The organism is Pseudomonas sp. DC3200b2 (genome assembly GCF_049895785.1).
GTDB lineage: Bacteria > Pseudomonadota > Gammaproteobacteria > Pseudomonadales > Pseudomonadaceae > Aquipseudomonas > Aquipseudomonas massiliensis.
On sequence record NZ_JAFCTA010000004.1, the window covers coordinates 536,843 to 558,963 of the forward strand.

Sequence of the window (22,121 nt, forward strand, 5' to 3'; positions counted from 1 at the left end):
GTTGTTTTGGTCATCGCCTCATGTCTTTTTACCCGGCAAGCGGCCAAGGAAGCCCTTGAGGTCGACTTCGCCTACGATCCGGGAAGCCTTGGATTCACTACCTGAAGCGTCGAAGAACTGGATCACGGGTGGGCCGAACAGCTTGTACTCATCCAGCAGGCTGCGCTGCTCCGAGGTGCCGGCGGTAATGTCGAAGCGAAGCTTGCGGTAAGTGGCCAGCTGCGCGATGGCTTGCGGCTGGTTCAGTACCTCCCGCTCTATCACCTTGCAACTGATGCACCAATCGGCATACCAGTCCAGGATCACTGGCTGGCCGGCCTGCGCGGCATCGGCGAGGGCTCGCTTGAGTTCCGCCACCTGGCGCACCGTTTGCCAGTCGTCGGTCTGCGGCGCAACCGGAGCCGTCGTGGTGCGTTCCAGAGGTTGCAAGGGGTTGCCCGCGCCGGAGAAGGCGCCAACCCAGCACGCCAGCCCATAGCTCAGGCAGAGCAAGCCGGCGACCTGGCTCAGGCGCTCGCGCGGCGTTTTGCTAGGGGAGAAGTCCACCGCGCCAAGGAAAAGTCCTGTTCCCGCAGCCAGGATACCGACCAGCAGCAGGGTGAGGGCCGGCGGCAGCACTCGGCTCAGTAGCGCGATGGCCAACCCCAGCAGAAGCACGCCAATCGCATTCTTGACCGTTACCAGCCAGGGTCCGCTACGAGGCAGCCAGGCCGCGCGCCCTGTGCCGACCACTACCAGGGGAGCGCCCATGCCCAGGCCAAGAGCGAGCAGTTTCAGGCCACCGCCAAGTGCGTCCCCGCTGGCGCTGATATAGAGCAGGGCGCCCGCCAGGGGCGCTGATACGCAAGGCGAAACCAGCAAGCTGGAAAGCACTCCAAGCGCCGCCGCCCCGAGCAGCGAGCCGCCCTGGGTACGGCTGGCGAGGCGATCCAGGCGTTCGGACAGCGCGCCAGGAAGCTTGAGCTCGAAGACGCCGAACATGGCCAGGGCGAATACCGCGAAGAACAAGGCGAAGGGCCCCAGCACCCAGGCCGACTGCAGGCGCGCCTGCAGGTTGAGGCTGGCGCCGAACAACCCCATCAGCGCCCCCAGCACGGCGAAACAGGCCGCCATGGGGATGACGTAGGCCAGGGACAGGCTCAGCCCGCGCCAGCCACCGACCTGGCCACGCAGTACCACACCAGACAGGATCGGCAACATCGGCAGCACGCAGGGAGTGAAGGTCAGCCCCAGACCTGCGAGGAAGAACAGGGCCAGGTCCTGCCAGCGCCACCCGCTGACAGGCGCGGTTCCAACAGGGGCAGCTTGCGCGCCAGGCAAGGCCGGGATAGCCAGTCGCTCGGTTTCCGGGGGGTAGCAAAGCCCTTTGTCGGCACACCCTTGATAGGTCACCACCAGGGTGAATGCCTGGTTGGTCTGCGGCGGGCGTGGGAGCTCCACGTCCAGGATGTTGTGATACACCTCCACGTCGCCGAAGTATTCGTCATGCTTGCGTTCACCGGCAGGCAGGTCCGGCGGGCCCAGAGGAATGCCGGTGGGCTCGGTATGGAATTGCAGCCGCTGACGATAGAGGTAGTAACCCTCGGCGGCCACGAAGCGCAGGCGGATCTTTTCTGGCGAGCCTTCCAGCTGGCTCAAGCGGAAGGCTTCGCGCACGGGCAGGAACTGCCCACTGGTGACGGCGCCTCCGAGTACGGTGCTTGGACGGTCATCGAGAAGCCCCGCAGAGGCGGGTAGGGCAAAGACCAACAATAGAGTCAGGATCAACTGGCGCATGGGTGTCTCGTTACAACGGATCGACCGCCCATCATAACCATCGGTGGCGCCCCCGCCGACCGCCTTGGGATGAAACTCAGAAAAGGTCGGGCTCAGGCGCCTGAACGATGCGGTTACGCCCGGCCTGCTTGGCAAGGTACAGGGCGGCATCGGCGCGGGAGGTGAGTGTATTCGCTCGCATGCCCGGCCCGAGCCTTGCCACGCCTGCGCTGAAGGTGCAGCCGAAAGGCATGGGATGAGCCGGGTGGCGAATGGCCGCGAAGCGCGCGCGGATGTCTTCTAGCACCTGGACGGCGGCTTCGGCCGTAGTATCCGGCAATACAATGGCGAACTCTTCGCCACCGTACCGGCCGATAAGGTCGCTGCGGCGCAACCGCTGCTTCAGGAACAGCGAAAGGCTCTTGATCACCCGGTCGCCCGTGGGATGGCCGAAGCGGTCATTGATGCGCTTGAAGTGATCGAGATCCAGCATGGCGAAGGTCAGGGCGCCGCCGTCACGCTGGGCGCGTAGGCAACAGTCCTCCAGTTCGCGCAGGATATGGGTGTGGTTGTACAGGCCAGTGAGGCCATCGCGGACCATCCGGCTGCGCAGGCTGCGGGCCCGCTTGGCTCGGTTGCGCACCAGGGTCACCAGCTGGCGTGAGCGCACCGGCTTGGTAAGGAAGTCGTCACCGGCCTCGCTCAGGGCATCGAGCTGCTTGTCGACGTTTCCTTCGGCGGATAGGTAGAGAATGGGTACGCTGACGTAGCGCTCGTTCTGGCGGATGGTGCGGGCCAGTTCGGTACCCGTGCAGCCGGGCATGTACATGTCGAGGATGATCAGCTCGGGCTGGAAGTCGGCCAGCTCGGCCATGGTCTGGAGCGGGTCGCTCAGGCAGCGGGTGACCATGCCCACACTGCTGAGCATACGCTCGGTATGCATGGCCTGGGCCCGGGAATCGTCGATGATCAGTACCCGGATGGGCTGCCAGGGTTCGTCATTGAGCAACGGCTCCAGGGTTTCGAGTACTGTCCAGGCTTCCAGTGGACCGGCCAGGAACGCCTTGGCGCCAGCCTGGACCGCGGCCAGGCGCGTGGGCGTATCGGCTTCGCCTCGACTGTGCATGATCAGCGGTGTGCCGTCGCCCAGGCCCGCGCGCAAAGACTGCGCAAGCAGCAGGCCTGTGCCCGCGCCATGGAAATCCACGTCGATCATGATGGCTGCCGGCGGGTGTTCCACCATTGCGGACTGCAGCGCGGCCACATCGGCCATGGGCTCGGCGGCGCAGCCGAAGCACTCCAATTGTCGCGCCAGCTCCCGGCTCGCCTGGACATCGTTGAGCAGCAGCGCGACTGAATGCCTGGGCGTAGGCAGGCAAGCCAACTCTTCAGGACGATCGCGGCTACGTAATCCGCTACTGGCCAGTTTCCGCATCACTGCATTCATCCGTCCCAGCGCTGGGCTGTCCAGGCGGCCTTCATGGAAGGTAAGAGAACCGAGCGCCGCCTGGGCCTGCTGGGCCAGTTCAAGGTGTTCCCGGTCTTGATAGCGCTCGGCGAAACGTTGCCAGCGCAGCAGGGTATCCTCCATGCGTTCCTGTACGCTGCCTGTCCATGGCTGATACTGGACGCGCTGCCATAATTCCAGGACATCGCGTGCCTGGTGCACGACACGTTGCGCGAAATGCAGGCGTACCTGCTGCTCGCTGGCCTCGTCTGACGGGTTCATGTACGGGATTCAATAAGGTAATAGCTCTATGCTATCAGCGATTGACCGTCCGTAATGTGCGCTACGTCGTAAAACCGCCGCCATTGATATGACAAGTCAGGAGCGCGAATTGCCTGGTCAGGGGCGTACCTGGCGTCGCGGCGCCGGCCCGGGTCCTTTATAGTGATCGGTGCCGGGGCGAGGGTGCCGCCGGTGGGTAGGCCTGACCGGGCACGTTAGCGAGCCGGCGCGGTCGAACCGATGACTCGAAAGTTGAAAGGACAGCCTGATGCTCGACTGGAAGAAACGCACCGATACCCCTGGAACGCCTGGAGCGGCGCCTGCCGATACCAGTGCCGCACCGGCCAGGCGGGGCTACTGGAAGAGCTTGCTGGTGAGCCGTGCCTTGATCTGCGTGGTCGCCATCTATCTGCTGGTGACCCTCGTGCTCGGCATCTACTGGAGCCGTGAGCCAGACCTGTTCTCGGTGCAGCAGAACGCCCAGGCCGCGGTCCAGCGGGACGGGCGCCAGATGGTGGTTGGCTACACTACGGTCGAAACCCTCAAGCGGGTGGCCAGCACCTTGCTGGATAAGCCCGGCGGCTACCTCTCAAACGATCGCTTCCCGCCCGGCCTATGGCTGGATAACACGCCCAGCTGGGAATACGGCGTGCTGGTGCAGGTACGCGACCTGAGCCGCGCCTTGCGCAAGGACTTCGCCCGGTCCCAGTCGCAGTCCACGGAGGACGGTGACCTGGCCCGCGCCGAGCCGCGCTTCAACTTCGATAACAAGTCCTGGGTGCTGCCTTCGAGCGAGTCGGAATTCCAGGAAGGGCTCAAGTCGCTAAGCAACTACCAGCGCCGCCTGACCGATCCCAACCCAGGCGCGTTCTTCTATGCGCGGGCGGACAACCTGAACAACTGGCTGGGCGACGTGTCCACGCGCCTGGGCTCCCTGTCGCAGCGGTTGTCGGCCAGCGTTGGCCGGGTCAAGCTGGACACCACCGTGAAAACCGAAACCTTCACTCCAGGTAGCGCGCCGCAATTGGAAGAGCAGTTTGTGGAAACGCCCTGGTTGCAGATCGACAACGTCTTCTACGAGGCGCGCGGTGAAGCCTGGGCCTTGTCCCACCTGCTGCGGGCCATCGAGGTGGACTTCGCGGACGTGCTGGCGAAGAAAAATGCCACGGTCAGTGTGCGGCAAATCATTCGCGAACTGGAAGCCTCCCAGGAGCCGTTGTGGAGCCCTGTGGTACTCAATGGCAGCGGTTTCGGCGTGTTCGCCAACCATTCGCTGGTGATGGCCAATTACATTTCCCGCGCCAATGCCGCCGTGCTGGACCTGCGTCAGCTGTTGTCCCAGGGATGAGCCAAGGGCTTTTCTCGGCGGCCGAGGCGGCGCATCGGGCCGCTTCGGATCGCGAATCCATCGCCTGGGTCGACGAGCATGATCGCCTGCTCGGCGCGCTGCCTCGGGCTACCTTGCGTGAGCGTGGGCTGATCGGGCGGGGAACCTTCATCTTCGTGTTCGACAGCCAGGGGCGCCTCTGCGTACAGCAGCGCACGCTAAGCAAGGCCGTCTACCCAGGCCATTGGGACGCGGCGGCGGGTGGCATGGTTCAGGCGCACGAGAGCTACAGCCTGTCGGCCAAGCGAGAGCTCGAGGAAGAGTTGGGCGTGAGCGGCGTCGAGCTGCGCGAACATGGGCGCTTTCTATTCGACGCACCGGGCAATCGCCTCTGGTGCGGTGTGTTTTCCGCCGTTTATGATGGCCCACTGCGTCTGCAGCCCGAAGAGATCGCCCAGGCCTGTTTCCTTACGCCTGAAGCGGTGGCGGCGCGCTATAAGGCGGAGCCTTGGTGCCCCGATTCGGTTGAAGCCTTGAGGCGCTATTTCCCGCGTTTCCTGGGTTGATCCTTTAGCGCCCAGCGGCGCGCTCGTGCACCGTTGGCCCACGATCGAGATTTTCTGCGAAATGGCCTTGCGCAACCCTTAGCATGTCATGGTTTTGCCGTTAAACTGCGCGGCCTTTTCGCTCTCCCAGAGGCTTGCCCATGGCCAAGAAAGCTTCTTCCTTTGCCTCCCTTGGCGGTCTGGTGTATTCCACCGACAGTGGCCGGCATTGCCCTGACTGCGGCAAGCCAGTTGCCGAGTGCGTGTGTGGCCAGGCCGTGCTGCCTGCGGGTGACGGTGTCGCCAGGGTGCGTCGGGAAAGCAAGGGGCGGGGAGGCAAGACCGTGACTACCGTCACAGGCGTGCCGCTGCCCCTGGACGACCTCAAGGCCCTGGCAACCGAGCTCAAGCGTCGCTGCGGCACGGGCGGTGCCTTGAAAGACGGCGTAATTGAAATCCAGGGTGATCACGTCGAGCTGCTGCTTGGCGAACTGACCCGGCGGGGATTCAAAGTCAAGAAGTCCGGCGGCTGACCGGCTTCTTTCTAAACTCGGCGCTGGTGACGGGGTCTACCCGCCAGGTGCCGCTACCACTTTTTTCCATCAACCGGCGGGGCTGACTCCGCTGGGTGGGCCTATCACAGGGGACCTCGATGTCCGTACGACGCACTCGCAAAGACGATGGCAGCCAATGGACCGTTGCGGACAGCCGCGGCGTTTATGGAATCAGGCATTGGGGCGCGGGGTATTTCGCCATCAATGAAGCCGGCCGCGTGGAGGTTCGCCCCAACGGCCCGGACAGCGCGCCTATCGACTTGTACGAGCAGGTGCAGCAACTGCGCAAGAGCGGCCTTTCGCTGCCCTTGCTCGTGCGTTTCCCGGATATCCTGCAGCATCGTGTGCGTCAGCTGACCGGCGCCTTCGACGCCAACATCGCCCGCCTCGAATACCAGAATCGCTACACCGCCCTGTACCCGATCAAGGTGAACCAGCAGGAGGCGGTGGTGGAAAACATCATCGCCACCAAGAACGTATCCATCGGCCTGGAGGCCGGTTCCAAGCCCGAGCTGATGGCTGTCCTGGCTTTGGCGCCCAAGGGCGGCACCATCGTCTGCAATGGCTACAAGGACCGCGAGTTCATTCGCCTGGCCCTGATTGGCCAGAAGCTCGGCCACAACGTCTTTATCGTCATCGAGAAGGAATCCGAGGTCCAGTTGGTGATCGAGGAGGCCGCCGAGGTCAAGGTCAAGCCGCAGATCGGCCTGCGGGTACGCTTGTCGTCCCTGGCGTCGAGCAAGTGGGCCGATACGGGGGGCGAAAAATCCAAGTTCGGCTTGTCCGCCGCGCAGTTGATTTCGGTGGTCGAGCGTTTCCGCGAGGCTGGCCTGGAGCAGGGCATCCGCCTGCTGCACTTCCACATGGGGTCGCAGATCGCCAACCTGGCCGACTACCAGCACGGCTTCAAGGAAGCCATCCGCTATTACGGCGAATTGCGCAACCTGGGATTGCCGGTGGACCACATCGACGTGGGCGGCGGCCTGGGTGTGGACTACGACGGTACCCATTCGCGCAATGCCAGTTCCATCAACTATGACATGGACGACTACGCTGGCGTGGTGGTGGGTATGCTCAAGGAATTCTGCAATGCGCAGAACCTGCCGCACCCGCATATCTTCTCGGAAAGCGGCCGTTCCCTGACTGCCCACCATGCCATGCTGGTGGTACAGGTCACCGACGTGGAGCGGCACAACGACGAGATCCCTGAGCTGCCGGACCGCGACAGCCTGCCGGAAACCCTGCAGTGGCTGGCCGACCTGCTCGGGCCCACGGACCCGGAAATGGTCACCGAGATCTACTGGCGCGCCACTCACTATATCGGCGACATCGCCAGCCAGTACGCTGATGGCAAGGTCACCCTGGCGCAGAAGGCCTTGGCCGAGCAGTGCTACTTCGCGGTGTGCCGCAAGCTGCACAATGCCTTGAAGGCCCGCCAGCGCAGCCACCGCGCCATCCTCGACGAACTCAACGACAAGCTGGCCGACAAGTACATCTGCAATTTCTCGGTGTTCCAGAGCCTTCCCGATACCTGGGCCATTGGCCAGGTGCTGCCGATCCTGCCGCTGCAACGCCTGGACGAAGAGCCTGTGCGTCGCGCCGTGCTGCAAGACCTGACCTGCGACTCCGACGGCAAGATCAAGCAGTACGTGGACGAGCAGAGCATCGAAACCAGCCTGCCGGTGCATCCGGTGGCGCGTGGCGAGGACTACATGCTCGGCGTGTTCCTGGTGGGCGCCTACCAGGAAATTCTCGGCGACATGCACAACCTGTTCGGTGACACGGACTCGGTGAACATCTACCAGACCGAAAGCGGAAGCGTGTACCACGCCGGCATCGAAACCCACGACACCATCGAGGACATGCTGCGCTACGTTCACCTCTCGCCCGAGGAGCTGATGACGCACTACCGGGACAAGGTCGCCAGCGCCAAGATCTCCCCACGTGAGCGCACCACCTTCCTCGACGCGCTGCGTCTGGGGTTGACCCGCTCCTCCTACCTGGCCTCCTGACCGAACCAGCGGTCGCCGCGAGCCAGGCGTACGGCAATGGCGCCCAGGGTGAACGCCCTGAGCGCCATGAACCACAAGAAACTCAGCCACAAACCATGGTTGCCCCAGCCACGGCTAAGCCAGGCTAACGGCAGCGCCAGTGCCAGGCTCAACATCATGGCGTTGCGCATGTCCCGGGCACGGGTGGCGCCGATGAACAGCCCGTCCAGCAGGTAGCTCCAGACCGCAATCAAGGGTAATACCGCCAGGTACGGAAGGAAGGCGGCGGCTGTCGCTCGTACGCTGGGAATGTCCGTCTGCAGTTCGATGAACAGCTCGCCAAAAGTGCTGAAGAACAGTACGAAGGCCAGGCTTGCCAGCAGCGACCAGCCTGCGGCTATTACCAGGCAGCGGCGTAGGGCCAGGCGATCGCGCGCGCCCAGAGCATGACCGCACAGGGCTTCCACGGCGTGGGCCAGGCCGTCGAGCGCATGAGCGGTCAGCAACAGCCCGTTGAGCAGCAAGGCATTGGCGGCGACTGTGGAATCACCTAGGCGAGTGCCCTGTACAGTGATCAGGAAGAATGCCGCCTGTAGCGCCAGGCTGCGCAGGAAGATGTCTCGGTTCACGCCAAGCAGCGGGCGCCAGCCGGCCCAGCGGCGCAGGCGCGTCCAGGGAATACGGCCAGGCTGAGCCTTCAGCGCCGGCCTTGCCAGGGCCAGGCCCAGGCAAAGGGATAGCCACTCGGCGATGACCGAAGCCCTGGCCGAACCCAGCACGCCCCAGTCCAGCCCCACCACGAACCAGAGGTTGAGCAGGATATTCACGGCGTTGGTGAGCAATAACATGGCCAGTGGCGCGCGGGCGTTCTGCACTCCGAGAAACCAGCCAACCAGTGCGAAGCTGCCCAGGGCAGCCGGCAAGCCCAGCAGGCGGGTATGAAAGAAGGCGAGCGTGCTGCTTTCCAGTTCGGCGCTGGGTTGCATCCAGCCCAATGCCAGGCGGCTGAACGGCATTGCGATAAGCCATGCCAGCAGGCTGAATCCCAGGGCCAGCAGCAGCCCTTGAGCCAGCACCTGGCGCAGGCCATCGCCGTCGCCACGCCCGGCCGCCTGTGCGGTGAAACCCGTTGCGCCCATGCGCAAAAAACCCAGGGCCCAGGCTAGCAGACTGTACAGGCTGGCTCCCACCGCCACGGCGCCCAGTTGATGGGCGTGGGGCAAGTGTCCAATGACGGCGCTGTCGACCAAGGCTACCAGCGGCACCGACACATTGGAGAGGATCATCGGGGCGGCCAGGGCCCACACCCGACGGTGAGTTGGGCGGTCACGCCAGTCTTGTAGCCAAGGGGTCATGGTGAATCCAGCGCGGCACGCATCCGGGGGGAGGAGCGCTACCTTAGCCCAACTCTACGACCGGTGTGCAGCCCGCCCGCGGCGTTTCAGTGAATGATCCAGCTCAAGAGCCAAAGGCCCAGCAGCGCCCAGATGACGCCCAGCACAATGGAGGCTCGCATGAATGCCCTGACCGCCGCGTATAGCAGAAGCAGGCCCACCACCAGCGCGAGGATGCTGATCAGGGAAGTGTCCATGCCCAGGGTACGCGACAGGCCCTCGACGAAATTGCCCCCAGCGTGGGCCAAGGTCCCGAACAGCCAGTCCAGGCCGTCCACAATAAAGCGGATCACCGCGCCGAGCGCCTGGCCCAGCCATTCGAAAAAGCCTTCTACCTGCATGCTGTCATCCTAATGGCCGGCATACGCCGGGTGCGTGGCTTTGGTCAGCCAGGCGAGGCGGTGGTTCCCCTGCCGCCTCGCTTTCCTGCCCGCGCTCCCGGAAGTGTCAGCGTACCCAGGTCAAGGCAGCAAGGAAGCCCATGAGGAGAAAGGGCGCCAAGGGCGGAGCCAAGGCAGGGTCAGGGGCCAGGTTGGCCAGGCGCAGCCGGATTTTTCTGTCCAGGTGGGCCCACACACGTTGCCCCAGCATGAGCCAGAGCACGCCAGCGACCAGGGCAGTGCCCAAGGTACCTAGCCAGTGCATCCGGTCCGTGGCCAGGGCCAAGGTCCCGAGCAGCTTGACTTCCGCTTCGGTAAGCCGGCCCAGCCAGTAGGCCGGTAGCGTCAGCAGCATGCTCAAGGCCAGGGCAAAGGCCCCCTCGCTGGCGCTTGCGCCCAGCCAGGTATGGCCGGTAGTGAACAGGTACCACAGGGCGAAGCAGCCACCTCCCAGGGTGAGGCTGTCCGCAATCTGCCGTTGCCGCACATGTTGTTCGGCACACAGGGTGAACCAGATCAGTAATACCAGGCATTGCATCCGTAGAGCTCTTCCCTTCAGCGCCACTTCCATGCCGGAACTCCTTCCGGCAGCCCGCACTTCTTCTGCAAGTCCAGCCCTGATCCTGAGCTACGTCAAGCTGGCCTATGTGCTATGGAGGCAAGCCCGGGATGAAAGGTTCAGCGCGGTGGATATTGCTCCAACAGGCGGTATACCGCCTGGCGCAGAGCCTGGGTACGCTCAGCCGGCGCTGCCCCCTGATCAGTCATTATGCGCTCCTCGCTGGCGCGCCAGATCAGCTTGCCGTCGCGGCCGTCGAGCAGGTCCAGCTGCAAAGTGGCCACGCGGTAGTCCAGGTTGCGGGTTTCGTTCCATCCCGGGCCCATCCAGGGACCGCCCCAACCTGGGCCCCAGGGGCCGCCATAGCTGGTAGTGATCTGCTCGTGGCGGTTGTCCACGATCAGCCAGGCCTGCACTTTCAGATCCGCCGCGCCGCCCTTGGCCGGGCGCAGGCCGCGCTGGTCCAGGGCATCGGCTACCGCCTGGCGCAGACGCTGCTCGGTCAGGTCGCTGCGGATGCGAGGATCGTCCGGGCGATATTGCAGTGCCGGCTCTTGCCAGCTCCAGCTACGGTAGGCGGCGAAGTCGCGGCTGGCATCGAAGTCGCGGTTGACATTGCTGCTTTGGCAACCGGCCAGCGCAAGGGCCAGGCAACCGATGAGTAGGCGTGCACGCATGGGGACCTCCTGATCAACGTGGGGGGTAGGTAGCCAGGGCGTTATCCAGGGCCGCGCGCAAGGCATCCGCCTGTTCACCCTGGCTGCCTTGGGCACTGGTGTCAGCCGCGGCGGACCATACCTCCTGGCCCGTAGCGGCATCGAACAGGTGCAGCCGTACTACCAGTACCTGGACCTCGTAGGTGCGCACCCTAGGTGGACCTGCGTAATAGCCATAAGGCCCATAAGGCCGATAGCCGGGGCCGTAATAGGGGTCGTAGCTGTCCTGGACCTGCCGCAGGCGGCGTTCGGTGCGCAGTTCAGCAGCCAGCCGCAAGTCTGGCGCGGTGGAGCGGGCAGGGCGCAGGCCCCGTTGGTCCATGGCCGCGCTCACCGCTTCGGCGATGGTTTCAGGCGGCAAGGCGGCGGTGCCTGTGGGCAACTGGCCGTTTACCCAGGCCCAGCTGCGGTAGCGCCCATAATCCCTCGGAGCTGCCGGATAGGCGCTCATGTCGATGCCCTGGCTGGCCGAGGCAGGCGCGGGCGGCAAGGGCAGTGAGCTGGCCACATAAGGGTTGGGGCCTTGGCAACTGACCAGGGCAAGGCAACATAGAACAGCGTGGAAGCGGCCTCGCATCATCCTCTCCAAGCGGCCCTAGAGGGGCCGGCAGATCCAATGCAGATAGCGGCCCAGCCCGGCGAAGGCTGGATGGCGTCGGTATTCGAGTTCCATCGCGACCAGATCTTCGATCCGGGCCTTGGACTGGAATTCCACAGGCATGTAGTCATGGAAAACCCGTACCCCACTGCGGCTTTCGACCTGCCAGTAATGGTTGAGGTGCCCTTCCAGCTCTCGTGGGTCGAGCGGCGTCTGGGGCGTGAGGCTTTGCTTCTCGCCCGCCAGGTGCTGGCTTCGGAGCTTGCGCAAGTGTCCCTTGAGCAGGTTCCGGTACACCAGGGCGTCACGGTTGTAGAAGGCCAGCGACAACCAGCCTTCAGGCGCCACCCAGCGCGCTAGCGCGGGGAAGATCGCGGCCGGCTCGGCCAGCCACTCCAGCACCGCATGACAGATGACCAAGTCGTAGGGTTCGCCTGGCGTTTCGCTGAGCTCCTGCCAGCTGGCCTGGATAAAGGTGCCGGCCAACCCGGCTTCGGCGAAACGTTCCTGGGCAGCGGCCAGCATCGGGGCGGCCGGCTCAGCGAGGGTTACCTCATGGCCCTGAGCGGCGAGCCAGGCACCCATGTGGCCAAGCCCGGCGCCCACGTCCAGCACGCGCAGAGGGCGCGTGGGCAAGGCTTCCTGAAGGTCGGCCTGGAGCACCGCCAGGCGTATCGCCCCCTTGGCGCCTCCGTAGATCTTGTTGGCGAAGCGCGCCGCCAGAGCATCGAAATGACGGTCTTTCATCGGGCGAAGCGCCGTTCGCTATCAGCCAGCTTGGCGCTGACTACGGTGTTCATGTCCAGGCCCAGCTCGCTGCAGAGCAACAGCAGGTACAGCACCACATCGCCGATTTCCTGGCCCGCATGGGCCAGCTGCTCCGGCGCGAGCCGGCGCGATTCGGCTTCGGTCAGCCATTGGAAGATTTCCACCAGCTCAGCCATTTCCACGCTGGCCGCCATGGTCAGGTTCTTGGGGCTGTGGTAACGCTGCCAATCGTTATCGTCGCGGATGCGGTGCAGCCGCTCGGTGAGTTCTTGCAGATTCATGGGCCTCTCCTAGAGGCCCATAGCTTCGACGGACGCAGGCGGGGAATCAAGGGTGCAGCAGGGCGCCGGCCGATGAAATCACCAGCAGCAGGGCCAGAACCCGATTGAACCAACGCATCTGCCGCGGGCGGTCGAGCCAGCGGGCGGCGCCTCGGCCCAGCAGTGCCCAGGCTCCCAGGCAAGGCAAGGCTACCAGGAAAAACGCCAGGGTGAGCTGGCCCAAGGGTTGCCCTTCGGCCATGAACACACTGATTACCGCCAGCGCCATGATCCACGATTTGGGGTTGACCCACTGCAGCAATACCGCGCCAAGCCAGCCCATGGGGCGGTCGGCCTTGGCCGGGTTCTTTTCGATTGGCGTCACCGGCGCGGTGAAAATCCGCCAGGCCAGCCAGAGCATCCAGCCCAGGCCCAGCACGGTCAGGGCCGGGCGCAGCCGAGGAAGCAGCAGCAAGGCGCTGCCGGCGCCGGTGCCGACTGCCCATACCAGCAGGGCCGCGCCGGCACCGGCGCCGAAGATAATGGGCACGCATGGGCGCCACCCTCGCTGAGCACTGGTACTGAGCACGATAAGGTTGGTGGGGCCGGGGGTGATGGAGGCAACGAAGGCGAACAGAACGAATGCAAGCATGGGCTGACCCTTGGCTGAAGGCTGGGCGCCAATTGTGTTCAGGCCTGCCCGGGAGGGTCTTGAAGGCTTGTGCAAGGCTGCCGTAAGTCACCATTCGCCTGTTGGCGATAGGCACCCGGGCTGATGCCGTAGGCCCGGCGAAACCATCGCCCCAAGTGGCTCTGGTCGGCGAAGCCCAAGTCATGGGCAACGTCCAGAGGCGGGATGCCCAAGGCCAGCAATTGGCGGGCACGGCTGAGCCGCAACTGAATCAGCCAGGCGTGGGGCGCCAGGCCGTAGGCTGCCTTGAATGCACGGGTCAAGCGGAAGCGGTCCGTGCCGCAGGCCTGTGCCAGGCTTTCCAGGCCTACATCCTGGTGCAGATGCGCTACCAAAAAGTCCCGGGCACGGCGAGCGATCAACGGGGCGCAGGGGTTGGTTTCCTGCGGGCGGTGCCAACGCAAATGATGGCTCAAGCGGGCCAGCAGCCCATCGAGGGCCATGTCGCGCACCAGCTGCACTTCGTGCTGGTGCAGGGCATTGAACGCCAGCACCGTCGCCCTGGCCAGTTCGGGATCATCGTTGAGCACTGTGCCTATTCCAGGCAAGGGCCTGCCTGGGCCGTCGCGGTAAAGACCCGCCAGGGCCTGTTCCAGCCAGTCGGGCTGCAGGTAAAGCATGCGGTAGGTAAAACCGTCCGGGCTGGGGGCGTCGCCGTCGTGGATGTCTCCAGGCTCGAGCATGAATACCTTGCCCGGAGTGCTGTCATGACGGGCGCGGCGGCTATTGAAGCGCTGCACACCCTGCTCGGTGAAGCCGATCAGATAGGTGTCATGCCAATGCGGGTCATAGGCATGGGCATGCCCCTGAAAATGCGCATGCAGGGTTTCGATGCCGGTATGAGGGTCTCGCAGCAGGTGTATCCAGTTATTCATGATGGGCATGACATTCGGCGGCTGGAGACAGTAATCCATGGCCAGGCCCTCGGCGCTAGAACGTTTGTGCACAGGCGGCGGATCATTACGCCCCAAAGAGCCTTGGACGTACAACGTTGCCTGGCTGCCGGTGCCGTTGGTCGCGTGCTCAGGGCGTAGGCGCGGCGACTGGGGCTTGTGCCATGCGGGCGGCGGCGCGCTGGTTGTAATGCTCGGCCATGACCGAGCACACCACCAATTGTAGGGGGTGGTAGATCATGATCGGGAGCAGGATCAGGCCAAGGGCGGGATGCTGGCCGAAAATCAGCGTGGCCATGGGCGCCCCGGCCGCCAGGGATTTCTTGCTCGCGCAGAATACGCCGGCCACTTCGTCACCATGGTCGAAGCCTGCCCAGCGCGTAATCCGGGTGGTGAGCAACAGGACCACTGCCAGGAGCAAGGCGCTGCCCAGAAACGCAGCGAGCAGCACGTTGCCACTTTGCTGTTCCCAGAGACCGGATTGCATGGAGTTACAGAACGCGGCATAGACCAGCAACAGGATGACGCTCTTGTCCAGGATGTTGGTGTAGCGCTTGTGTCGAGCGAAGAAGGAACCGACCCAACGGCGGGCTACTTGCCCGAGCACCAGCGGGGCGAGAAGCATCAAGCTCAGGTTGAGCAGGGTAGGGCCCAGGTCGATGCCGTCTTGGCCGGTACCTACTTCCAGGCTCACCAGCCAGGGGGTGATGAAGATGCCGAGCACGCTGGACAGGCTGGCATTGAGAATAGCCCCTGGTACGTTGCCTGTGGCGCTCCCGGTAAGGGCGACGGAGGAGGAAATGGTCGACGGCAGAGCGCAGAGGTAAAGGAACCCCAGCATCAGCATGGGGGGCAGGGCACCGGCGCCCAGGTAGCGCGCTATCAGCCAGAGCAGTGGGAAAAGAACGAAGGTAGTGCCTTGTACCATCAGGTGCAGACGCCAGTTGCGTAGCCCTCGGCCAATCTGTTCACCGGACAGGTTGGCGCCATGCAGAAAGAACACCAGGAACACACCGATATTGATGACGCTGTCCAGGTGCAGCGGGCCACCACTGGCGCCATAGCGAGGAAACTGCCAAGCCAGGATAGTGGCCAGGACCATCCCGCCCAGGAACCAATCGGTAACAAGTTTTCTGACATGTTTGAGCACAGGCATAAGACCACAGGCGATGACGACTTCGAGGCATCCACGTTAACCTGTGCGCTTCTAACCGTCTTGCGACAAAAAGGCAGCTGATGACGCCAAACGGACAGCGACCGCCGGCCCGTTCCATCCCAGCCCTGAAGGCGTTGCCTCGTCCGGTCTACGCCCGCGCCGAACAGTTGGGCGTCGGCTCCTGGACGCCCCGGCATAGCCACCCTTGGGTGCAGTTTTCCTACGCCATCAGTGGCGTGCTTTCCGTGCATACCGATCAGGGCAGTTATTTCGCCCCGCCTCAATGGGGCGTATGGATTCCCGCTGGCGTGGAGCACTGGGTCCATACCAGCACCCAGGCACAGATGCGCAGCCTGTATGTGGACCCAAGCGTAGCCGGGCCTTCGGCCGCGTTATGTCGCGTGCTGGAGGTCACTGCGCTGACACGTGAACTGATCCTGGCGTTTTCTGCCTTCGAGCCGGAGTACCCGCTGGGCGATAGCGCCGAAGCTCGACTTACCGCAGTGCTGCTGGATCAACTGCTCGGGCTGTCGGAAGTGGCGTTTTGCGTACCCTTGCCTCGCCATTCGGGGCTGTTGACGCTATGCGAGGCGTTGATCGCTCAGCCGGATCTTGCCCAGGGCTTGACGCAATGGGCCCGGTCACTGAACGTGTCGGAAAAGACCCTGGCGCGGCTCTTCACCCGGGAGACCGGAATGACCTTCCGCAAATGGCGCCAGCGCGTTCGCTTGCTGGCTTCGCTCAGCGCGTTGCAGGAAGGAAGCAGCGTTACCCAGGCGGCCCTGGCCAGCGGCTATGATTCAACCTCTGCCTTCATTGCCGCATTCAAGCGACTGTTCGCGAGCACGCCTGGAGAGGTGTTTCAGGCACGCTAAGCCCCGTTTTAGGATTAAATCCGGCCAGGCGTTTGCATTCGTCACGCTGCTGGGCGAGCATCCGGCGCGGGAACTCCACGTTCGCCCAATCCTCTGCTGTTCGGTTAATAAGGACCCTTGAGCAACCGATGAAGACGCCAAAACGCCTAGAACCCCTGATCGAAGATGGTCTGGTCGACGAAGTGCTTCGCCCGCTGATGAGCGGCAAGGAAGCGGCGGTGTACGTGGTGCGGTGCGGCACCCAATTGCGCTGCGCCAAGGTTTACAAGGAAGCGAACAAGCGTAGCTTCCGCCAGGCGGCGGAATACCAGGAAGGCCGCAAGACCCGCAACAGCCGGCAGGCGCGGGCAATGGCCAAGGGCACCCGCTACGGGCGCAAGGAAGCCGAGGAGGCCTGGCAGAACGCGGAGGTCAGTGCCCTGTTCCGCTTGGCCAGCGCCGGTGTACGGGTACCTCAACCCTTTGATTTCGTCGACGGCGTATTGCTCATGGAAATGGTCGACGATGGCCAGGGCGGCGCCGCTCCGCGCTTGAACGACGTAGAGCTCGATGCCGCACAGGCGCGCGAATACCATGCCTTCGTCATCCGGCAGATCGTGCTGATGCTATGCGCGGGGCTGGTACATGGAGACCTCTCGGAATTCAACGTGCTCCTGGGGCCGGACGGGCCGGTGATCATCGATCTGCCGCAGGCGGTGGACGCGGCCGCCAATAACCATGCGTTCAGCATGCTTGAGCGCGATGTGAACAACATGGCCCAGTATTTCGGCCGCTTCGCGCCGGAACTCAAGGGCACCCGCTACGCCAAGGAAATGTGGGAACTGTACAAGGCTGGGAAGCTCACGGCCGAGACGGCGCTTACGGGTACCTACAAGGAGGCCGAAGTCGCCGCCGACGTGGGCGGGGTCATGCGGGAAATCGAGGCCGCCAAGCGCGAAGAAGCCAGGCGCCAGGCCCTGCGTGCACAACAGGATAATCCTTCCGATTCCCCCGAGGAGCCTACCCCTCCCTGGCTGCGCTGATTGCCCTAAACATGCCCGCGGCCTGCGGCTCAAGGCTTGGCCGAGGCCAGTTCATCCAGAATGGCGCACTCAGGCGCAGCGTTGCCCTGGCAGTGGTCTACAAGCCGTTGCAGGCTTTCACGTAGAGCAAGCAACCGCTCGATGCGCTCGTCCAGTGCCTGTACATGCTGTCGGGCCAGAGCCTGAACGTCGGCGCTGGCCCGGTCAGGGTCACGCCTGAGCGCCAGTAGTTCTCTGACCTCATCCAGGCTGAAGCCCAGGTCACGGGCTCGCTTTATGAAACCGAGCGTTTCCAGGGCGTCTTCCCCATACAGCCGGTAGCCGCTGTTGCTTCGCACAGCAGGAGGCAGCAGGCCCGTTTGCTCATAATGCCGAATCATCTTGGGCGTCAGCCCGCTACGGTCGGCGGCTTGGCCGATGTTCATCGGGAAGGCGGGCATGGATTACTCCAAAGGGTCGAAATCAGGGGTCCAGCGGGCCAGCAGCAAGGCGTTGGTGACTACGCAGACGCTGGACACAGCCATGGCAGCGCCAGCGAACATCGGGCTGAGCATTCCAGAAACGGCCAGAGGCAGCCCCACCAGGTTATAAGCGAAGGCCCAGAACAGGTTCTGGTGGATCTTGCGGCGTATCCTGCTGGCCAGCGCGAGGCTGGCGGGCACCAGCCTAAGGTCGGCACGCGCCAGGACCATGGTTCCAGCCTGGGCGGCGACGTCACTGGCCCCGCCCATGGCAATGCCAATGCTGGCGGCGGCGAGGGCAGGCGCATCGTTGATGCCGTCGCCGACCATCGCCACCGGCGCCTGGGCAGACAACGCGGCGACCCGCTGGGCCTTGTCGCCTGGCAGCAGGCGCGCTTGTACTTCCGTGATGCCTACCGAGCTGGCGACTTGCGCCGCGCTGCCAGCGTTGTCGCCGGTAAGCAAATGGCAGGTTATCCCTTTTTGTTGCAGTAACCGGACCGCGGCGGCCGCCTCGGGTCGAACCTGGTCGGCGAAAGCCAGGGCGCCCAGCACGCCGGGGACAGGGGCGAGCTGGACCAGCCAGGAAAATGTCCGCCCCTGGGCTTCCCAGGCCTGGGCGACGGCGTTCAGCTCCCGGGTTTCCAGGCCGTGCTCCTGGAGCAGCCGACTACTGCCCAGTAACAGGCGCCGGCCTTCGACCTCACCGGCGATGCCGCGCCCTGGCAGCACTGATAGCCCCACCGCCGCAGGGAGACCAACCCCCTCTCTGGCGCAGGCGCGCCCAATGGCTTGTGCCAGTGGATGCTGGCTTCCTGCGCCCAGCGCAGCGGCATCGGCCAATACCGGGGCCCGCTCGCCACCCAGTGGAAGTATTTCAACCAGCTCAGGTGTTCCCTGGGTCAGGGTGCCAGTCTTGTCGAAGATCACATGGCCGAGCCGGTGGGCGATCTCAATGCCTCGGATGTCCTTGATCAGCACTCCATGGCGAGCCGCGACACCTGTCCCGGCCAGGATGGCGGCGGGGGTGGCCAGGCCCAGGGCACAGGGACAGGCGATCACCAGAACGCTGACAGCGGTGACCAGCGCCTGCTCCAGCGAGCCTTGCAGCCAATACCAGCCCAGGCCGGTCGCCAGCGCCAGCAGCAGGATGAAGGGGACGAAGAGCTCGCTGATGCGATCGACTGCATGCTGAACCGGCGCCTTGGCGGCCTGTGCTGTCTCCACCAGACGAATGATGCCTTCCAAAAACGTCTGGGCACCCGTCGCGGTGATTTCCACGACCAAAGCGGTTTCGCCATTGAGCGTGCCACCGCTGACTTTGTCTCCGGTGCCTTTGGCGACTGGAAGCGCTTCGCCGGTCAGCAGCGACTCATCCAGATGACTTTCGCCTTCCAGGATCCGGCCGTCGGCGGCGACTCGCTCGCCTGGACGGACTCGCAGAAGGTCCCCGACTTTCAAATACGCAACAGGCACCTCACGCGCGATTCCATTTTCCAGACGTTGCGCGGTAAGTGGCCGAAGCGCTTCCAAGGCACGAATGGCACCGGCAGCCTGGCGCTTGGCCCGCCCCTCCATGGCTTTGCCGAGCAAAACAAGGGCGATCACTACCGCGGACGTCTCGAAATACAGATGAGGTGGGTGGCCAGGCTCGGACCGTAGCCAGAGAAACAGGCTCAGCCCAAAGGCCGCGCTGGTGCCAACCGCTACCAGAAGGTCCATGTTGGCGGCGCGGGCCCGCAGGGCTTTCCAGGCCGCGACATAGAAGCGAGCACCCGCCAGGCATTGAACAGGCGTAGCCAGGGCGAACTGCGCCCAGGCTGGCAAAGCCCATTGCACGCCGACAGGTGACAGCAGCATGGGGAATACCAAGGGCGCTGCGAAAATGAACGCCAGGCCGAGCCAGGCGTGTTCGCGACGGCGGGCCCGCTGTTCGGCGCGTGACTGCGCCAGCGGGTCCCCGGTCAGCCGGGCCTGATAGCCCGCCTTTTCCACCGCCTCTATCAACTGCGTCGCCGATAGCCCCGCTCGCGCCTGGACCTGAGCGCGCTCGCTGGCTAGGTTCACCCTTGCCTGCGCCACCCCCGGGACCTTGCCCAGGGCGCGCTCCACACGCCCGGCACAGCTGGCGCAGGTCATGCCATCGACAGAAAGCTCAAAGGTTGCCGGTGTTGCCATGGTTCATGCCTCCTTGGGAAGCATGAAGCCTCAAGCTTGACCCTATGGCAAGGTCAAGGGGCGTAGTCCAGGGGAGCCGGCTTGAGGTACAAGCCCTGTGGGCCTGTGGCGATACGGTACTTGAGGATGTCGCCGGCCTGGAGCGTAAGGGTGGCGGAGCGTTGCTCGCCGACGATTCCCGGATTGCAGCCTGGGGCCTGCCCAGGAAGGATCTGCAGGCGGACGACCAAAGGGCCAGGCGGCAGGTTGTATGACACGCTCTGTTCCGGGAACAGCCGGCCTACAAGCTGGTCTTGCATGTAGAGGCCGATCTCGCAAGGGGTGCCCACTTCCAGCCGTTCCCGGGAAATGATCAGTACGCCGTACCCTTGAGGACCTTCGGCCGATGCAGGCGCCACGGGCAGGATACCGAGCAGGGCGAGAGCGAGTAACAGCGGCCGGCGCATGGCGGCTTCTCCTGGGCAATGACGACTTGCTGCAAGCTTGGCGGAGGCGTGGAGGAATTACCAGCCCGGCAGGTGAACGAAAAACTTGACCTTGCCGTTGTGGCAAGGTGAATGCTTGGTCAGCTCTTCTCAGGAGATTTTCATATGCAATATTTCAGTGTTCAGGGCATGACCTGCCAGCATTGTGTAGGCGCTGTCGGTCAAGCCATTCGCGAACTGGATGCCGATGCCCGGGTAGAAGTCGATCTGCCCGGCCAGCGCGTAGGCATAGACAGCGCATTGCCGGTTGAGCGTCTGTTACGGGCAATCCAGGATAGCGGCTACAGTGCTCAGCCGGCGGGAGAACCCAAGCCACTGGGCTGATGACGAAGGGGATTTCGGAAAATTCCGGCGGCGGCGCGCTACACTACGAAGCCAAGCTTGCTATCGATTTTCTCATGAACCTTAGAATCATCTTGATCCTTGGCGCGCTCAGCGCCTTTGGCCCGCTGGCCATCGACTTCTATCTCCCGGGCTTTTCCGCCATGGCTGCAGAGTTCGGTACGGACGAAAACCGCATCCAGAGCACCTTGGCGGCCTATTTCCTGGGGCTTTCCTTCGGTCAGCTTATCTATGGCCCCATTGCCGACAGGTTCGGCCGACGGCTTCCGCTGCTGGTGGGGGTCGGGGTGTTCTCCCTGGCTTCATTGGGTTGCGCCCTGGCGCCTTCACTGGAGGCCCTGGTGATGCTGCGCTTCCTCCAGGCCCTGGGTGGGTGCGCCGGCATGGTGCTTTCACGGGCGATCGTAACCGACAGCTGCGACACCGTAGGCGCGGCCAAGGTCTTTTCCCAACTGATGCTGGTCATGGGGCTGGCGCCTATCCTCGCGCCGGTATTGGGTGGTTTCCTGGTAAATACCACCGGGTGGCAATCCATTTTCCTGGTGCTGACGCTGTTCAGCGCCTGTTGCGGCCTGGCTGTTTACTTTGGCCTGCCAGAGAGCCTGCCTGCCGATCGGCCGCGCCTGCCGCTCAGTGGGGCTCTGACCCAGTACGGTAGGTTGCTGCGCGAGGGTCGCTTCGTGGGGCATGCATTGACCGGCGGCGTGGCGATGGCCGGGATGTTCGCCTATATCGCCGGTTCGCCTTTCGTGGTGATCAAGCTCTACGGCGTGCCGGCGGAGCATTTCGGCTGGGTATTTGGCGCTAACGCCGCGGGGTTCATTCTGGTGGCTCAGGTCAACGCGCGCCTGCTGAGCCGGGTAGGCCCGCAAAACCTATTGCGACGGATGGTCTGGGTTTACCTCGCCGCCGCGGTTGTGCTGCTGGCGGTTACTGCCCTGCAGCCTGCGCAGTTGTGGCCCCTGTTGATGCCATTGTTCGTGTGCATCGCGAGCCTCGGCGCGATCATTCCCAACGCCTCGGCCTGTGCCATGGCTGGGCAGGGCCCACGCGCCGGTAGCGCTTCGGCAATGCTGGGCTTTCTTCAGTTCGTGATCGCCGCGGTTTCCTCCAGCCTGGTAGGGGCCTTGGCCAACGGCACCGCAGTGCCCATGAGCGTGGTCATTGCCGGTTGCGCCGCGTTGAGCGTGGCGGCGGCGCTGTTCACCCAGCGCCTAGGCGGCGCGCGCTAAGCTCGGTCATGCCGTCAAGGCCGACCTTGCACGTAAGGCTTTTTACCAGACGTAGTCAGGCGTTTCCCTAACCAATATCACCCCGGCGCTCGTTAGTCCCCGTTTCATCTGGAACTGACCAGCGCTCTCACTTCTCCTTCCGGGTTCCAGCGTGCCGCTGTTCGGGCCAACCATGGCGTGCAAGCCTGGCACTGGCTTCCCTCGGCAATT

At 64.0% G+C, this 22,121-nt stretch carries 23 protein-coding genes; 8 read left to right on the forward strand and 15 right to left on the reverse strand.

Features of this window, described 5'->3' with window-relative positions:
- Positions 1-18 precede the first annotated feature (18 nt).
- Positions 19-1,776, reverse strand: coding sequence for a protein-disulfide reductase DsbD (locus tag ACP691_RS15145; RefSeq protein WP_426150289.1), 1,758 nt, complete (start codon positions 1,774-1,776; stop codon positions 19-21).
- 76 nt (positions 1,777-1,852) lie between these two features.
- The gene (locus ACP691_RS15150) at positions 1,853-3,484 is read right to left on the reverse strand and encodes a diguanylate cyclase (protein ID WP_426150287.1); all 1,632 of its coding nucleotides are present in this window, start codon (positions 3,482-3,484) and stop codon (positions 1,853-1,855) included.
- Between the two features lie 268 nt (positions 3,485-3,752).
- Here ACP691_RS15150 and ACP691_RS15155 point away from each other — a divergent pair, with 268 nt between their 5' ends.
- The 4 genes from ACP691_RS15155 (at position 3,753) to speA (ending at position 7,922) form a co-directional block, all read left to right on the forward strand.
- Complete coding sequence (locus ACP691_RS15155; protein ID WP_426150285.1) at positions 3,753-4,832, forward strand: DUF2333 family protein; 1,080 nt, start codon at positions 3,753-3,755, stop codon at positions 4,830-4,832.
- Positions 4,829-5,377 carry an NUDIX hydrolase gene (locus ACP691_RS15160; protein WP_426150283.1) on the forward strand — a complete coding sequence of 183 codons (549 nt, stop codon included), beginning with the start codon at positions 4,829-4,831 and terminating at the stop codon, positions 5,375-5,377. The genes ACP691_RS15155 and ACP691_RS15160 overlap by 4 nt, the downstream gene beginning before the upstream one ends.
- 140 nt (positions 5,378-5,517) lie before the next feature.
- Positions 5,518-5,889, forward strand: a complete 372-nt coding sequence (locus ACP691_RS15165) for a translation initiation factor Sui1 (RefSeq protein ID WP_040259940.1) — start codon at positions 5,518-5,520, stop codon at positions 5,887-5,889.
- 119 nt (positions 5,890-6,008) lie between these two features.
- Positions 6,009-7,922: an arginine decarboxylase gene (speA, locus tag ACP691_RS15170; protein WP_040259939.1), complete on the forward strand. Its 1,914-nt coding sequence runs from the start codon at positions 6,009-6,011 to the stop codon at positions 7,920-7,922.
- On the opposite strand, the gene ACP691_RS15175 is transcribed toward speA, so the two are convergent.
- From ACP691_RS15175 to ACP691_RS15220, 10 genes are all read right to left on the reverse strand, one after another.
- Complete coding sequence (locus ACP691_RS15175) at positions 7,907-9,256, reverse strand: MATE family efflux transporter (protein ID WP_426150281.1); 1,350 nt, start codon at positions 9,254-9,256, stop codon at positions 7,907-7,909. The two genes, speA and ACP691_RS15175, sit on opposite strands and share 16 nt — an antisense overlap.
- 86 nt (positions 9,257-9,342) lie before the next feature.
- Positions 9,343-9,636: a hypothetical protein gene (locus ACP691_RS15180; RefSeq protein ID WP_426150279.1), complete on the reverse strand. Its 294-nt coding sequence runs from the start codon at positions 9,634-9,636 to the stop codon at positions 9,343-9,345.
- 106 nt (positions 9,637-9,742) lie between these two features.
- The gene (locus tag ACP691_RS15185) at positions 9,743-10,246 is read right to left on the reverse strand and encodes a prepilin peptidase (protein ID WP_426150277.1); all 504 of its coding nucleotides are present in this window, start codon (positions 10,244-10,246) and stop codon (positions 9,743-9,745) included.
- Positions 10,247-10,353: 107 nt separating this feature from the next.
- On the reverse strand, positions 10,354-10,911 hold the full coding sequence (locus ACP691_RS15190) for a DUF4136 domain-containing protein (protein WP_426150275.1): 558 nt from the start codon (positions 10,909-10,911) through the stop codon (positions 10,354-10,356).
- Between the two features lie 13 nt (positions 10,912-10,924).
- Positions 10,925-11,527, reverse strand: a complete 603-nt coding sequence (locus ACP691_RS15195) for a DUF4136 domain-containing protein (RefSeq protein ID WP_426150273.1) — start codon at positions 11,525-11,527, stop codon at positions 10,925-10,927.
- Positions 11,528-11,545: 18 nt separating this feature from the next.
- Positions 11,546-12,295, reverse strand: coding sequence for a methyltransferase domain-containing protein (locus tag ACP691_RS15200; protein ID WP_426150271.1), 750 nt, complete (start codon positions 12,293-12,295; stop codon positions 11,546-11,548).
- Positions 12,292-12,597 carry a MazG-like family protein gene (locus ACP691_RS15205; protein ID WP_426150269.1) on the reverse strand — a complete coding sequence of 102 codons (306 nt, stop codon included), beginning with the start codon at positions 12,595-12,597 and terminating at the stop codon, positions 12,292-12,294. Before ACP691_RS15205 ends, ACP691_RS15200 begins: the two co-directional genes overlap by 4 nt.
- A 46-nt stretch (positions 12,598-12,643) precedes the next feature.
- Complete coding sequence (locus tag ACP691_RS15210; RefSeq protein ID WP_426150267.1) at positions 12,644-13,228, reverse strand: LysE family translocator; 585 nt, start codon at positions 13,226-13,228, stop codon at positions 12,644-12,646.
- 38 nt (positions 13,229-13,266) lie between these two features.
- Entirely contained in the window at positions 13,267-14,142 is an 876-nt protein-coding gene (locus tag ACP691_RS15215) for an AraC family transcriptional regulator (RefSeq protein ID WP_426151091.1), read from the reverse strand.
- 148 nt (positions 14,143-14,290) lie between these two features.
- Positions 14,291-15,316, reverse strand: a complete 1,026-nt coding sequence (locus tag ACP691_RS15220) for a bile acid:sodium symporter family protein (protein ID WP_426150265.1) — start codon at positions 15,314-15,316, stop codon at positions 14,291-14,293.
- An 80-nt stretch (positions 15,317-15,396) separates the two neighbouring features.
- Between ACP691_RS15220 and ACP691_RS15225 the strand changes: the two genes are divergently transcribed.
- Positions 15,397-16,191: an AraC family transcriptional regulator gene (locus tag ACP691_RS15225; RefSeq protein ID WP_426150263.1), complete on the forward strand. Its 795-nt coding sequence runs from the start codon at positions 15,397-15,399 to the stop codon at positions 16,189-16,191.
- Between the two features lie 128 nt (positions 16,192-16,319).
- A complete protein-coding gene (locus ACP691_RS15230; protein WP_426150261.1) occupies positions 16,320-17,213 on the forward strand; it encodes a PA4780 family RIO1-like protein kinase in 894 nt (297 codons plus the stop codon).
- 29 nt (positions 17,214-17,242) lie between these two features.
- Here the strand turns inward: ACP691_RS15230 and cueR are convergent, their stop codons facing one another.
- The 3 genes from cueR to ACP691_RS15245 are packed head-to-tail and all read right to left on the reverse strand — an operon-like array spanning position 17,243 to position 20,298.
- Entirely contained in the window at positions 17,243-17,638 is a 396-nt protein-coding gene (cueR, locus tag ACP691_RS15235) for a Cu(I)-responsive transcriptional regulator (protein ID WP_426151089.1), read from the reverse strand.
- An 18-nt stretch (positions 17,639-17,656) separates the two neighbouring features.
- The gene (locus ACP691_RS15240; protein WP_426150259.1) at positions 17,657-19,852 is read right to left on the reverse strand and encodes a heavy metal translocating P-type ATPase; all 2,196 of its coding nucleotides are present in this window, start codon (positions 19,850-19,852) and stop codon (positions 17,657-17,659) included.
- Positions 19,853-19,905: 53 nt separating this feature from the next.
- The gene (locus ACP691_RS15245; RefSeq protein ID WP_426150257.1) at positions 19,906-20,298 is read right to left on the reverse strand and encodes a hypothetical protein; all 393 of its coding nucleotides are present in this window, start codon (positions 20,296-20,298) and stop codon (positions 19,906-19,908) included.
- Positions 20,299-20,442: 144 nt separating this feature from the next.
- Between ACP691_RS15245 and ACP691_RS15250 the strand changes: the two genes are divergently transcribed.
- Together ACP691_RS15250 and ACP691_RS15255 are read left to right on the forward strand one after the other, a co-directional pair.
- Entirely contained in the window at positions 20,443-20,661 is a 219-nt protein-coding gene (locus ACP691_RS15250; RefSeq protein ID WP_040259922.1) for a heavy-metal-associated domain-containing protein, read from the forward strand.
- A gap of 74 nt (positions 20,662-20,735) precedes the next feature.
- Positions 20,736-21,911 (forward strand): multidrug effflux MFS transporter, encoded by a 1,176-nt coding sequence (locus ACP691_RS15255; RefSeq protein WP_426150255.1) that lies wholly within the window; start codon positions 20,736-20,738, stop codon positions 21,909-21,911.
- The last annotated feature ends 210 nt before the right edge of the window (positions 21,912-22,121 follow it).